The organism is Cuniculiplasma divulgatum (genome assembly GCA_031200235.1).
Lineage (GTDB): Archaea > Thermoplasmatota > Thermoplasmata > Thermoplasmatales > Thermoplasmataceae > UBA509.
On the sequence record CP133595.1, the window covers coordinates 21168 to 35496 of the forward strand.

The 14329-nt window shown below is 48.3% G+C and carries 12 protein-coding genes; 4 read left to right on the forward strand and 8 right to left on the reverse strand.

Translation table 11 applies throughout. The annotated features are described in order from the left end of the window. The first annotated feature begins 56 nt into the window (after positions 1-56). Positions 57-974, forward strand: coding sequence for an ABC transporter ATP-binding protein (locus tag RE469_00110; protein WMT44624.1), 918 nt, complete (start codon positions 57-59; stop codon positions 972-974). Continuing rightward, positions 971-2419, forward strand: coding sequence for an ABC transporter permease subunit (locus RE469_00115; GenBank protein WMT44625.1), 1449 nt, complete (start codon positions 971-973; stop codon positions 2417-2419). The genes RE469_00110 and RE469_00115 overlap by 4 nt, the downstream gene beginning before the upstream one ends. 6 nt (positions 2420-2425) lie before the next feature. Here the strand turns inward: RE469_00115 and RE469_00120 are convergent, their stop codons facing one another. The 3 genes from RE469_00120 to RE469_00130 form a co-directional block, all read right to left on the reverse strand. After that, positions 2426-3613 carry a hypothetical protein gene (locus RE469_00120; GenBank protein ID WMT44626.1) on the reverse strand — a complete coding sequence of 396 codons (1188 nt, stop codon included), beginning with the start codon at positions 3611-3613 and terminating at the stop codon, positions 2426-2428. A 74-nt stretch (positions 3614-3687) separates the two neighbouring features. Continuing rightward, positions 3688-5085: an APC family permease gene (locus tag RE469_00125; GenBank protein ID WMT44627.1), complete on the reverse strand. Its 1398-nt coding sequence runs from the start codon at positions 5083-5085 to the stop codon at positions 3688-3690. Positions 5086-5246: 161 nt separating this feature from the next. Then, the gene (locus RE469_00130) at positions 5247-6560 is read right to left on the reverse strand and encodes an MFS transporter (GenBank protein ID WMT44628.1); all 1314 of its coding nucleotides are present in this window, start codon (positions 6558-6560) and stop codon (positions 5247-5249) included. A 99-nt stretch (positions 6561-6659) separates the two neighbouring features. Between RE469_00130 and RE469_00135 the strand changes: the two genes are divergently transcribed. Together RE469_00135 and RE469_00140 are read left to right on the forward strand one after the other, a co-directional pair. Then, positions 6660-7886, forward strand: a complete 1227-nt coding sequence (locus tag RE469_00135; protein ID WMT44629.1) for an MFS transporter — start codon at positions 6660-6662, stop codon at positions 7884-7886. 58 nt (positions 7887-7944) lie between these two features. Next, the gene (locus tag RE469_00140) at positions 7945-9198 is read left to right on the forward strand and encodes an MFS transporter (GenBank protein ID WMT44630.1); all 1254 of its coding nucleotides are present in this window, start codon (positions 7945-7947) and stop codon (positions 9196-9198) included. A 15-nt stretch (positions 9199-9213) separates the two neighbouring features. Here the strand turns inward: RE469_00140 and RE469_00145 are convergent, their stop codons facing one another. The 5 genes from RE469_00145 to RE469_00165 all read right to left on the reverse strand — a co-directional run bounded on the left by RE469_00145 (position 9214) and on the right by RE469_00165 (position 14184). Further along, complete coding sequence (locus RE469_00145) at positions 9214-9771, reverse strand: hypothetical protein (GenBank protein WMT44631.1); 558 nt, start codon at positions 9769-9771, stop codon at positions 9214-9216. Further along, on the reverse strand, positions 9768-10355 hold the full coding sequence (locus RE469_00150; protein WMT44632.1) for a hypothetical protein: 588 nt from the start codon (positions 10353-10355) through the stop codon (positions 9768-9770). The genes RE469_00145 and RE469_00150 overlap by 4 nt, the downstream gene beginning before the upstream one ends. A 93-nt stretch (positions 10356-10448) precedes the next feature. Next, complete coding sequence (locus RE469_00155) at positions 10449-11345, reverse strand: diacylglycerol kinase family lipid kinase (protein ID WMT44633.1); 897 nt, start codon at positions 11343-11345, stop codon at positions 10449-10451. Continuing rightward, positions 11338-12684: a glycerol-3-phosphate dehydrogenase/oxidase gene (locus RE469_00160; protein WMT44634.1), complete on the reverse strand. Its 1347-nt coding sequence runs from the start codon at positions 12682-12684 to the stop codon at positions 11338-11340. Before RE469_00160 ends, RE469_00155 begins: the two co-directional genes overlap by 8 nt. Next, positions 12685-14184, reverse strand: a complete 1500-nt coding sequence (locus tag RE469_00165; protein ID WMT44635.1) for an FAD-binding oxidoreductase — start codon at positions 14182-14184, stop codon at positions 12685-12687. Positions 14185-14329: the final 145 nt, after the last annotated feature.

Genomic DNA, 14329 nt, shown 5'->3' on the forward strand with positions numbered 1-14329 from the left:
GTTATATATTATACTCCGATATCGGAAAACGAAGTAACTGGTGGTGCCATAGCACAATGATTACAATAGAAGGTTTAACCAAGGTCTACTCCAGGAAAGACCCTCCAGCTGTAAGTGATCTTACCCTTCAGATAAATGACGGTGAGATACTTGGACTGGTGGGGCTCAATGGAGCAGGTAAAACGTCAACAATCCGCATGATATCCGGCATAATACTTCCCACTGCTGGAACCATCAAGGTGGACGGTTTTGATATAGTAAAGGAAAAGGTCAAAGCATCGGCCAATGTGGGCTGGGTCCCGGAATTCCCAAATTTCGAGCTGAATGCAAATCCTGTGACACTGATGAAGTATTATGCTGGCTTTTATGACATTGACAGGAGCAATGAGGAAGAGCAGATCCTTTCCCTCCTGGATGAGGTTGGGCTGAAGCCCTATACAGACAGGAAACTCCGGAACTATTCCCAGGGAATGAAGAAGAGGTTTGCCATAGCCGAAACCCTTTTGGGGGACCCAAGGAATTTTCTGTTTGATGAGACGCTGAACGGGCTTGACCCTGAAGGAGTGGTATTTGTCAGAAATCTCATACTGTCTCTCAAAAAGAGGGGTAAGGCAGTAATGCTGTCATCCCACATACTGAGCGAGGTCGAGAACATAGCGGACAAGGTGGCAATCATCAGCCACGGCAAACTCCTGAAGGTTCTTACAAGAGACGAGTTGAGGAATCTGGGCAAAGTCGTCGTAAGAATCAGTGTTGACAACCCGGACGAGAAGCTGAAATCCATTCTTTCGGATTTCGGACATGTCATGGTGTCTGGCAGCGACGTAACAATCTCCGAACTGTCAATTGACGTGAAGAGGGTTCCGGAAATTGCTTCCAGAATAGTTGCATCCGGATACAGCCTGAGAAAATTTGAGACATCTGGAGAAAGCCTCGAGGAGTATTTCTTCAGCATCATAGGTGAGAAGGCATGAGACCAATAGTTTACGAGGTCAGGAGAACACTTACCAGCAAGTTTGTCATAATAATGATAATAGCCATTGTGGGACTCTCATCCCTGCTGGCTTACGAAGCGGGATCGACATATTCTCCCTCCCCAGTATCATCAGCTCCCCAGCTCAGCACTGGATTTTACATGGGCGGATCAAACGTTACGGTGGTGGGATATGCCCATGACGCATACGGTAACCCCGTTTCCGGCATCAAGGTCAGTTACGATTACAATGGTACTATATACAATGCCACGTCTGCCTCAAACGGGTTTGCCAATTCTACCATACCAATAGGGAGCGCAGACTCAGGAGAAGTCCATGTGAGTTATACCCATACGACTCTTAGAAAATCCATAACGGTTCATTCCAGCCCGGTATTATTTTCATCATTGCTCAAGTCGTCTGGATTACAGGTTTTCTCTGGTATGGTAGATCCGTCAAACAGTACCAGGTTCGGCCTTGAGCTTTTCTATGTTGGAACAAACGGAACCGTATCCCCGTCCCTTGACTTATATGTTTACAACTACAGTCTGCCAGCATCAGACATTAGTACAAATTATTCCTACAAGCACAGCTTTTCCGGATTCACCGTTCTCAATATTTTTCCCACCGTAACTGGAGCAAACAGGACAGACTTATATAGAGTGGAGGTAACCAACAGCACTGGTATAATATACCCTCCACACTCCTCACAGGCCCCTCCATTTACACTGACGGACTATACTCCAATGACGCAGAGCACACTTCAATCGCTTGTTTATGCCGGAACATCTGAGATACTGGGTTTCCTGATACCCATACTGGCTGTTTTCGCCGCGTACCTGACATATGGCAAGGACAGGACAAACGGAGTTCTGGAATCTGTACTTAAAAGACCAGTGACAAGAGGAGGCCTCATAACATCCAGATTCCTTTCTAACTCTGTGTCAATCGTGATTGCCGTTGGTCTTTCAATGATTTTCTCTGACCTCATAATACATCACTACTTTGGAATGTACCTGTCCACAACCTTCAGCCTTTACTTTGTGTGGACCTATGTAGTTGAGGGAGTCTCATTCCTGGCACTTGTCTATATGTTTTCGCACATTGCAAAGTCACAGGGTGCTGTCCTGGGTGCAGCCATTGCCCTCTTCGTGGTTCTGGACATGTTCTGGAGCATAATACCAATAGCCATACTGGCCGCCCTGAAAATATCCACAAGCAGCACTGCCTACGTGAGTGCCAGTGTAGGATTTGACTATGCCAGCCCTGCAGGCTATTCCATGCTGGTGCAGACCATGTTCACAGATAAGTTCGGCGTGATATCATCTTCCACCATTGATCCCTCGGCATTTGGAATCATAGCGCCGTTCCTCATAATTGCAGGAATACTGTGGATGGCCGTGCCATTCGTCATAGCTTACTACCTGGCAAAGAACAGGGATTGAGCGGCATCAGGTAGCCGTCTCAACAACATCTTCTTTTTTATATTTCCTGAAGAAGTAGACGTAGAGAATAGGATCGAAGAGTGACACAATGCCGGCGAACGAGAACATGAAAACTATGGCCCCTGCAGATAGGAGAAAACTGCCAAAGGTTGTTGATACTCCATATGGAAGACGCCTTGCTATTCCCGTAAGGCTGTTTCCCCTTGCTCTCTCCCCCGGGTCCAGGATTGTCATCTGGAAATTCTGCCTGATTGGAAGCGCAAGCTGGTAAAGGCCAGTCCGGATAGCGTATATGGCTCCTGCCACCATGGGAGGGACAAATGGCATAAGAATGAAGAGACCTGAGCCCAGACCCCGAAATATCCCGATTGCATATATTGCGCCCAGCCATCTTTCCACGGTGGATGCAAATAAGACACCAACTCCTGATGCCACATATGATGCCGTGAATATAAGGGAAATAACGTATGTGGGCACGCCTATCTGGTGGAACCAGAGTGATATTATTGGCGTAATCACCCCCAGGCCCACGCTGCCCATTGCTCCTGATAGCCCTATTTTCGCGATATTCCGACCTGAATTTTTCGGCATTATCTGGGTCTTCTTACCCTTGACCCTCTTGATCTTCGTATCCTCCAGAAGAAGCGTGAGGAACAGTGATGCAATATTCAGGATGAGGGCTATTGCAAAAAGATCCGTATAATAGTCTGAGACATATTTTTCAAACACGGCAGATGTTGAACTGCCTGCAATGGCAGATATTATGGATACAAGCATCAGGGCCGAGTAAATCCAGGTTCTGGATGCTGATGAGACCTTGTCAGCCACAAATGCGGTCAGTATTGGCGCAACCGGGCCGCCGCCAGCACCGCCGCCTATTGCACTGAAGGTTATTCCAAGGACGGAAGTTAGGAACAGCAGGACAAAATTATGTGTGAGAAGGAATGTGACGAATATAAAGGCCGGCAAGCCAGACATTATGAGCAGTGTCTTCTTCTTGCTGTAAAGATCTCCCATGAAACCTGACAGCAGAACCAGGCCGGAACTTGCAATGGTTGCAACAAGGGCATAAATTCCAATTTCAACAACGGAGAAACCAACCTGTTTCAGAAACAGGGGAATAAGGAAGGCTATGTAGCCGAAATAAAAGCTCCTCAGGCCTCTTATGGCGCCCAGTAGGGGAATTTGCCTCAATACCACTGAATATCCTGAATCTATAAAAAATAGATATTCTATTTTCCACTAAATAGTTGAATGGGAAAAACACTTCATTCAGCTATTGGCCCATCAAGATCAGGAAGTATCATTCCCGGGTTCCTCCTCTTGTACATGACATACGCCAGGCTTATGATGATCCATGCTGCAAATGCTACTGTTCCGGATTCAAGTCCCGGTTCCGGAACTATGAATGTGCTGATAAATATGAAACCGAATAAAATCACCGAGACTACAGTTGCAGCGAGGCTGCTCCGCTGAATGCCAGAGGGGTTCTTTCTCTCAAGCGAAGGCAGAGATACGTTCACAAGCGCATGCACAAGTATGACACCCAATGTGGCAGCAGTGGCGGCCATGAGGAAAGCGGTGAAACCGCCCAGGAACAGCACACCCAGAGCGGCTATTGCAAATGCCGCAGAGACAACCATTGCAGCTGATACCGAAGGGGTAAGCCTCACAGGATGTATCCGGGAAAGGCCCTTTGGAATCATCCCTTCTCTTGACATGGAATACATCACCCTTGAAGTCCCATTTGTTATGACCACGGTTCCCGTAAGAAGGCTGTTGATGAAGAGTGCGGTCACCAGGATTGCCATTCCTGTTCCCATGTAATTTTTGATGATGAAGATCCCCGGAACAAGATTTCCAGCATAATTCAGCATCTGGGACGGCCCCCAGGCAACAGTGAAAACGTATGCTGTGAACACGTAGAATGTCCCCAGTACCAGTATTGCCAGTACCACAGAGAGGCCTACTGTCCTCCTTGCATCCCTTGATTCCTCTCCCAGTGGTGTGGATGCGCCAAATCCGGAGAATGCAGTGTACATGAACAGCATGCCTATGCCAATGCCTGAAATGCCTCCTTTCGCAAGCCCCGGGCTGAATACAGCCGTTGTGTTGATTGAAGGATGCACCAGTATTATTATAATCCCGGAAACTGCAATCACTCCGATCTCAACCATAGCCATAATGGTGGTGTAGCCTGTAGACTGCCTTATGCCTGCCCGTGAAACGGCGAAACCGAACAGAATGGATGCAGCAAGGATTGGCAACCACGCAAATGTGGGCATCTGGACCCCGAATACATTGGAAAGAATCGCCGGAACAAAGACGGCGAGGCTCAGTCCCATAAAAGCAAGGGCAAACACCTGGTAGAAGATATAGAAGAAACCGGAAAAGAGCGCAGGTGATGATCCCAGGCCACCCTGCACATATGAATAGTAGCCACCTGCTCCAGCAATTCTCCGGGATATGCGCCTTATTATATACGCATTGAGCAGAACAACCAGGAAAGCCAGCAGAGCCGTAAGCGGCAGTGCGCCCAGTGCAAATGCAGCCGCTCCGGTGAACGTTGCTACTGCCGCCCCGGCAGGTGCAGATCCTGCGATGCCCTGGAATGTGCCCTGCAGGAGGCCGATGGAGTTTTTCTTCAGGCCTGGCACTTCAGGCACCACCTTTTCTTATGGACTGCCCAAAAATGACTTCTCTAACGAATTTTGCACTATTAACGTTGATGGACATTTTATCACGGTAATGTAAGTTTTCTTACATCACTGTATGCTACTGTGCAATTTAAAATTTGCCGGAACATGGATGGGCAATATATTGAGCATTAAGCCTTTACTCCAGGCGTTATTGCCTCCAGGCTTTTTCTCCTTGTTTCTGGAGCCAGGACTACCGAGATTACCAGGCCTGTTATGGAAAGTGCAGCGAATATATAGAGTGAACTGAACACCGGAAACAGGGGAAATATGACTATGCCCATGATGGCACCCGCCCTGGACACGGCTGTGGCGACACCCTGGGCAGTTGCCCTGATGCCGGTGGGATAGAGTTCTGTAGGATAGAACAGCGTCACGGCACCTATCCACTGCTCAAAGAGCACGTAAACAAAGAAATATGGAACCAGCACTGCTCCTGATATTCGTATTATTGACCCTGCAAGAAGCACAACTGACATTACAGTGAAGCCGGCAATTGTGAGAAATCTTCTGCCCAGCCTGTCGGCAAATGGAAGCCCTATGGCATAGCCAGCGATACCTCCAATATCAATAATTATCCCGCTTTCTGCAGTGAGCCTGAGATTCCCTGCGAAACCTATTGTGCTTATGACCCTGGGAAAGTAAAAGCCCATTCCGTATGCGGCAACATCAAAGAGAAACCATGCGGAAAGGATGAAGAATGTTGTCATGGCGTACTTCCTGCTGAAAATCCCGTTCCTGTCGGGCTTCATATCAGCCTGCTCATGCATGGGGGGGCTGGGTGCACCAGAGAATTCCTGCATGGCTTTCTCCGCTTCCTGGACCCTTCCCCTAGATATGAGCCACCTTGGGCTTTCCGGAATGGAAAGGCGTACCAGTATGACGGGGACTGCAATGAGGCCGCCTATTATGAAGGTGTATCTCCAGAAGTACGGATTGCTGATGAATGTGACATTCATCAGGCTTGAGAACAGGGCACCTACCCAGTACATTGCAACCATCCCCAGCAGGAATTTTCCACGTGGTCGGGTTGGAGAGAATTCTGAGACCATGGTGGAGCTAACGGGATAGTCGCCGCCAATGCCAAGCCCCAGCATGAAACGGAATGAGAAAAGTTCAAGGAAATTCGTTGACAATCCTGAAAGGATTGCAAACACCACGAAAAGTATGAGATCGAGCCCGAATATCCTTCTTCTGCCAATTCTGTCTGCAAGCCTGCCGATTAGAGGTGCACCCATGAGCATGCCTGCAAATGCCGAAGCATTGACTGCCAGGTACTGTTCAGTGCTCAGGCCAATCTGGTGTGGAATCACCACCATTGCAAGGGTGATGACTGAAAGATCGTAGCCGTTCAGGAACATGCCCATCGATGATATTGTGAAAATCTTCCAGTGTGATCGGGTCACAGGTGATCTGTCCATGGAGCCAAAGGGGAGCTGATCCATGCTGACCGTAATCACGGGTATAAAAAAAGCTTTGTTTCCTGACTCTCGGCAATCATCGGATCTGCAATGTCTTATTATTAACATCGGCATATTTGACCATTGTACAGGAAAAGAAGCAGGGGGTACCTCCTTCAGCTCAATGCGGTCCACCTGGGGACAAATTATCTCTGGATATCATTCGAGAGCCTCATACTTCCAATCCAGCTCGAGCGCGTAACCGGCAACGATTCCACGAGCCTGCTGCTGGGTATCATAGCTTTCATAGGAATTTCCGTCGGCGTTGTTGTGAGCCTGTTCTTCGGTGTGCTGAGCGACAGCCGGAGCATCCTTTGGGGGAAACGCGGGCCGTACATAATAATCGGTTCTGTTGCTGCCTCCATAAGCATTGCAGTGGATATTTTGCTCCAGAACTACATATACGGCATCCTGCTTGGTTACATTTTTGTGCAGACCGGCACAAACGTTTCTTCAGCAGCATATCAGCCCCTCTTCCGTGACCTTGTGCCTGAAGACCAGAGGGGGCTTGCTTCCGGAATAAACGGAATTTACACTCTCCTTGGAAATGCCCTTGGCCTTGGGCTCTCTGGATACCTCATGTCCCTGAAAATGGATACGCCTGCCCTTGGAATCATGGGGGTTACCCTGCTGATTACATCTGTCATAACAACACACACCATACGGCATGAGGATACACCCGTCCATGTGCCTGGCACTTCACTGTTTGGAACTTTCCTTGAGATCTTCAACCCTGGCGGGAAGTCTGAGGGGTTTTTCTGGCTTGTGGGATCCGCCTTTCTGGTATTTCTGGGCGTCACCGGCCTGAGCTTCTTTGAACTTTACTATTTCGAGGACGTGCTGAAATCCGCCAATCCTGCTGAACTTGTGGCCGTTTCCGGCATCTTTGTGCTGCTGTTCTCTGCCATAGGGACTGCCATTTTCGGCTTTCTCTCCGACAGGTATGGAAGATGGAGGATGCTCCTGGCCGCTGCTGTTATGGGTGGAACTGCCACTGCACTGATTCCCTTCTTCCCGAAGTTTGATATATTTGTGATCCTGGGCATATTCATTGCCACAGCTTACGGCATTTATTTCAGCGTATCAAAGGCTCTGGCAAGCGATCTTTCACCCAAAGAGGATGCAGGGAAATACATGGCCTACTTCAATATAGGAATAGGCGGATCATCGGCATTCTCTCCGCTGTTTTACGGCATCATACTGGACTATTTCGGAACAAGTTACCGCACTGGATTCACATATCTCTTTGAAATCGCAGCATCATTCTATTTCTTCAGCCTCATCTTTCTTGCTCTTGTTCCAAGGAAATAGCACTGTTACACTGGGAATGTTCGGAGAACCTTAAGATAATCATGAAGAATACAGAATCATGGAAAGGGGCCACCGCCTTTCACTGCTGTTCCTGATTGGATTTAACTCCATATATCTGGGGGTCAACTACCTCTGGATATCCTTTGAGAGCCTCATACTGCCAACGGAAATAGGCGGGGTGGTGCCCGTGGGACAGATGGGGCTCTATCTTGGCGTCATAGCGGCAGTAGGCGCCGGCTCAGGCATAGCCGGAAACCTCGGGTCCGGATTTCTGGGCGACAGGATACATATTGGCGGTGCCAGGAGATATCCATACATAGCCATAGGCGTAGGAATGACAGTCCTTGCTGTCCTCCTGCAGCACTTCGTGACACTTTCGGTTTATGTCATAACTGCAGGATACGTTCTTCTTCAGGTGTTCTCAAACATTGCAATAGGATCTGTGCAGCCAGTTGTTGCTGAAACTGTAAGGAGTGAGCAGAGAGGGATTTCTGCTGGCATGAATGGCCTCTTCACGCTTACCGGCTCTGCCCTTGGCTTTGGCATAACGGGATACCTGATGACCTATCATACGGAAGCTCTGGCCATATATGCAATTGCAGCCGGTGTGGCTTTCACCGGCATTGCCTCAATACTCACCCTTGCCCTTGGGAGAATTCCGGTGGCCCGTGCTGAACATATCCGTATATCATCTCTTCGGCACGTTCCGGCAGATATGAGGTCATTCCAGAGACTTGTGGGCGGAGCCTTCATGGTCTTCATGGGAATAACCGGCCTAACCTATTTCGAGCTCTATTTCTTCAGGCAGGTTCTCCTTGTCAGTGATCCGCAGCTTTATGTTGCCATCGCCGGAATAGTAGTTCTTGCCATATCGGCTGTGGCAAGCATAGTCCTGGGTCATTTCTCCGACAGAATTGGAAGATGGCGAATCCTCATTCTTGATTCTGCACTTGCCGCCATACCCACCGCAATGATTCCGTACTTCAGGTCATTCTATATATTCCTCATACTGGGGGCATTTATAGGATCCGCCTACGGAACCTTTTACAGCGTATCATCAGCAATGGCAGGAGATCTTGTTCCAAAGAATGAAGCAGGAAAGTACATGGCTCTGTTCAATCTTGCCCTGGCCGGAGCGTCCACCGTATCCCCGCTTATTTATGGGACACTCCTCTTTCTTTTCAGGAATACTGTCCACACGGGCTATGTGGCCTTATTCTCAACATCAGCTCTATTCTATCTTCTTGGATCATTCATCATTGTTCTGGCCTCCAGGGTATCCGGCAGCATTGGACATGGGATTCGGGCATAAAGAATGCCCGCTTTATCACGGATAAACGACAATGTATGCCATCAGGCCTATGATTGCAATCTGGAAAACCATCTGAACAAGAGCTCCGGCGGATATGATTCTCAGGTATCTGGGCAGTCTTCCTTCGCCGGTTCCTCCATTGATGGATTTAACGATTTTGAGGGAATAAGGCACAATGGTTGAAAAGCCAGTTCCCACCAGGAGAAAACCCATTATGATTATCGCCCTGAACAGCCATGTTGAAAGGGTGAATATACCTTCACTGGACGCCAGCAGATAACCAGCTAACGGTACTGCTATGGAAACTGATGGGATGAAGAAGAGCGTCATGGGGAGAATCCTTACGGCAACATTCCTCCTGGTCTCCATTGGGGCATTGACCATCACAGTTGAAAACAGCAGTCCCAGGAAAACGTCAACCCCTGTCCATATGGCGCCAAGCAGAACATGGACATAGTCCAGGGCAAGTATGCTTCCCCACAGGTAAGCTATGGCAAGTGCAACAAATGGTACAGCAAAGGCAGTCAGTCCTGCAGGTGACAGACCGATTCTGAGAGCACTGGATTCTGTCAAAGCGGATACCCCGTTGCAAAATGTGCCATAAACACTATTATGGTTATCTGAAGTACAAGCTGAACAAGCGATATCCGTATATTCATCATTGTTAGCCTGACAATTTTCCGTATATCCTTCCCTCCACGAAGAAGTTCGAGATACACTCTTGCCTCATTTGGAAGGAAGATAACCAGCCCCTGAACAGTAAGTATTATGGCTATTACTGCCACGATTATGAAATACGGCGATAGGAATGATATGTGAAGAGAAAGCGCAAGATATATTCCGGCAGTAACTGTTGTTGTGGATATGGCGGGCATGAAGAAGAGCATGACCGGGGTAAGCCTCTTTGAGACCTCGGCTCTGTCCTGGTTTCCAAGTCCCTTCATTATGTATGCGAAGAAGATGCCCATGACCAGGTCCATCCCTGTCCATGCAGATCCTGACAGTACATGGAAATATTCAAGGAAATAGAAACTGCGGCTAGCAATTATTATGGCAAGAAGAGCTGGGGGTATTATGAGCATTGGAAGCCCACGCTTCAGTGAACCTGAAATGGAATAGTTGATCTTCACAGCATCCGTCGTGCTTACTTCTGTCAATGTTCATGATTATGTGCTGGCATTAATAAATAAATTTCCCTGCACAATTTTGACCGAAATCCCATGGCAGCAGTTGATACTTCCGGTCCACTGTCATGATTCTGCTCCGGAATTGCCTGAAATTTTCCCGGCTATGCTCAGTGAGTGAGGTACTGCCCTGACAGTGACAGGAAGTGTTCCCATATTTTCACCGTCTGCCTCCATGGGTGCATTGCCTTCCATTGATAACTCCCATAGGTGATACGTATTCACCTTCCTGTCGGATATATACGTTCCATTCCTCAGCTTCCCAAGCTTGGAAAGAAGCTCCATTCTTCCCATACCTCCAACTATGTGGATGTCAAGCATTCCATCAGTCAGGGATGAATCTGGGGAAGCCAGCATTCCCCCGCCGAAATATCTCCCATTGGCCACTACAACTTCCACAGTTTCAAGTTCCAGCACAGATGTGCCGTACCGCAGGGTGATACCATATGTCCTGAGTTTCCAAAGTGACCTGATTACCCCGGTATTGAAAGCCCCTCTGCTCCTTCTGTGTGAATTTACATAAAGCATAACCTCCGCCCCGAATCCTGCCTCCATTATGTTGAGAAAACGCCTCTGTCTGTTTCCATATTCCATTAGACCCGAATCGATCCTAGTGAAAATGCCTGAGGCAAGCGATTCAAGAATCTCATGAGCATCAGGCAGCCCCAGGCTCCGCATGAAGTCGGATCCAGTCCCTGATGAAAGCGGGGCAATAATAATGTCCCTTTCGGCTGTGGCCTGCACTACCTCATTTATTGTACCATCACCACCAACTATTATGATTCCGTCAAACCCTGCCGAAACTGCCTCAGCAGCAAGCAGTGTCGCATGTCCCGGTGAAGTCGTGTATGAAATGTCACTGGTTATTTTCTGGACCATATCCTTTATTTCAGGCCACCTGTGAAGTGACGAACCTGATCCTGCCACCGGATTCACTATTGCCTTGAACCTGATTTCAGGCACCCCCTCCTGCCAGGTGTGTTTCAGCTTTCCTTTTCATGGAAGCACCAGCATCCATACTGTATATGGAAGAACCTTCCCTTCTCCTGACAATATCATCAACTGTAATGGCACACTCATAGTCAAGATCATACTGCACCGGATCATCCACGGCATGGCGATCATAATCAATAACTGGAAGCTTTTCCAAGTCTGTACTGATTCCAAGATGCCGGGCAACTATTCCTGCCACTTTCCTAGAAGCTATGCGGTAATCCGTCAGTTTGCCCCCAAGCACATGTATGATGCCATTTTCCTGGATAACGGAAAACTCCCTTGTTGCTTTTCCCGGATCGCTGCTCTCAGAAACAAGTGGCCTTATTCCGCTGAATGTTGTTATTATGGATCCTCTGTCAATTTTGCCAAAGATGGCTGATGTGCTCTCAATCAGGTAACTGATCTCCTCCTGGCTTACTTCCCTGTCCTCTGGGGATTCAACAAAGTTGTCTGTGGTGCCCAGGTGGACCACCTCGCCACGGGGAATTATGAAGAGCTGCCTTCCATCCAGCCGCGATCGGAAGGCAATTGCATTTTTAAAGGGAAACATTTCAGCAGGAAGTACAAGATGAATGCCTTTGCTTAGCCGTATCCCGGGCATACTGCCAGTTCCAGCTAATTTCATGACCTCTGCAGCCCAAGGTCCGGTGCAGTTGACAACCATTCTGGCATGCACCACATATTCCTTACCTGTCAGGCTGTCAGATACCTTTGCCGAAAATCCGTGTTCGTTTTTTTCAACCCCCATGAGCCTGACATAATTCAGGCATAGGGCACCATGGTTGTGTGCAGAACATATGTTGCTCATGACAAGCCTTGCATCATCGGTCATGGCATCAAGGTATGAAAAATACCCTTTCACAGAGGAAGGATATTCTCCCCGGTTCCTGTGAAATACCGGAAATGTGATCCTCTGGCCCAGGAGATTGTAAATCACAAGGCCGAGCCTGATTTCCCATTTACGCCATGAATCAGGGGTAATAAGTATGTGAAACTCGATGTCCCTTACAATATGTGTATTTCGCCTCAGGTAATCCCGTTCCTTTATGAGATTCCTTACCTCACGAATCCTGCCCTGCTGCAGGTATCTGAGCCCGCCATGTATCAGCTTTGATGAAGCGGAGCTTGTTCCTGATGCAAAATCATTGGCCTCCACCAGAACAGTGCTGATTCCAGCCTGGGCTAGAGTGTTGGCCACTCCCGATCCATTGATTCCTCCACCTATGACCAGTACATCAAATTTCCTGTTTTCAAGATCATTTAGATCTGCCGCTCTTGTCTTTGCTGAGAATTCAAGATTTTCCATTCAGACACCCCCATACATTGGATCCCTGACCAATTTCATTAAATCCAAATGGTGACTATCCAGATATGGCCTGAACAGGGCGCCCATACCGTGATGATGGGTGATTGCGCCATGATTCCTGATGAATGCCTTAATTATGCCGTCCCTGACGGCATCAAGGGTTTCCATTTCCTGTTTGAATTCTGTTGAAATGACGAATGTGAAGTAGATGCAGGCCCCAGATCGGTAAAGGTGCGAAATGTGGGCCATAATGACGCCGTTGAAGCCATGTTCCTTCTTCATTTCATAGAAAGATTCTTTCACATCCCGGTACAGTCCCGGCAGATATTCCCAGTTGGCAGCCGTTTCCAGAGTGTCAGGAATGTATCCGGCCTTCCACAGCAGGTTCGCAAGCCCCGGCCTGAGATACCTGTCCCGCTCCCACATCCTTGCCGGGATTCCGCCGGCATAAACAGATCCAGACATGCCCATTCTCCACGGCTCTTCATTGTTGACAACGATGAGAATTGCTCCATTACCTACACCCCTGATGTCCAGATAGCTTCGGAAAAGCTTTTGAACAGTGTCTGCAGAATTAGCCCGTATTGCAAATTCCGTCTCAGTTTCGTCGGAAAGACGGGCAACTGTCGGAAACTTTTCACTTTCCTGCAGGACCCGCAGACCGTCTTCAAATGACCTGAAAAAATAACTGTGGTAATATCTTCTGCGAGGTATCCTGAATGTCTTGAGAGTAACATCTGTTATTATCCCTGTGCCTCCTGCCGATCCCAGTGAAATGTCCAGTGCTGTTGTGCCTGCAGACTGGCTGGGAACATTGATGTCCTCTATTCGCCCTGATGATGTAAGAAGTGAGATTGAAATGGCAATCTCCCGGATCCCGCCGTACTGGTTGGATTCCTGGCCAACGGCACCGGTGGCAACCCAGCCTCCCACAGTGGAATACCTGAAGGATTCAGGGAAATTGCCGCAGGTGTATCCTGCCTTCCACAGTGCTGCCTCCAGATCAGAGCCGGTCACCCCTGCTCCTGCCCGGACAAAATTCTTCCCTATGCTTATGGAAGAGAAGTTCCTCATGTCTACGGAAACCGTTTCATGGCCAGCCTCAGGCATCAGCGATCCATTTACGGAACTGCCGCCTCCATAGGGTATCACCCTCAGGCCACTTTCTACAAGCATTCTGACTGAGGATTCAAGTGATCCTGCGTCAGGATACAGCACGCCACCAACAATCTGCCCAAAATTACCGTGCTTGGCGGCCAGTATCTCGGGAGAGGACTTGCCCATGGAATGAAGCACTCGATGGTCCAGATCGGTAGAAATGCCGGTTGCAGCAACAATATTCTCCGGTATTTGCCGAGAATCTTTCAGGACTGAATCTGATGGTAAACTGAAATTGCCGTCCCAAGCTGCTCCAGGCTTTCCAATTCTCCCGGTAGCGAAGTTGAATTCCATGGTAAAATCTTTGCTTATATCGCGCCCATAGAGAACAGATATGGACATTATTACTATCAGCCTTTGGAGTCATATTAATTTTTAATCAATGGTTTGCATACTCAATATGGATGATTTTTTTCGATTTTCTCCAGACCGAAATGGTGCATAAAAGACTCATTTTCATTCCATTCAGGCTTATTTGAAGTTCTTC

Excerpts from the sequence above, each read along its gene's own strand:
- RE469_00110 (WMT44624.1), top strand. The coding sequence starts at position 57 with ATGATTACAATAGAAGGTTTAACCAAGGTCTACTCCAGGAAAGACCCT.
- RE469_00115 (WMT44625.1), top strand. The coding sequence starts at position 971 with ATGAGACCAATAGTTTACGAGGTCAGGAGAACACTTACCAGCAAGTTT.
- RE469_00130 (WMT44628.1), bottom strand. The coding sequence starts at position 6,560 with ATGGATCAGCTCCCCTTTGGCTCCATGGACAGATCACCTGTGACCCGA.
- RE469_00140 (WMT44630.1), top strand. The coding sequence starts at position 7,945 with ATGGAAAGGGGCCACCGCCTTTCACTGCTGTTCCTGATTGGATTTAAC.
- RE469_00160 (WMT44634.1), bottom strand. The coding sequence starts at position 12,684 with ATGGAAAATCTTGAATTCTCAGCAAAGACAAGAGCGGCAGATCTAAAT.
- RE469_00165 (WMT44635.1), bottom strand. The coding sequence starts at position 14,184 with ATGTCCATATCTGTTCTCTATGGGCGCGATATAAGCAAAGATTTTACC.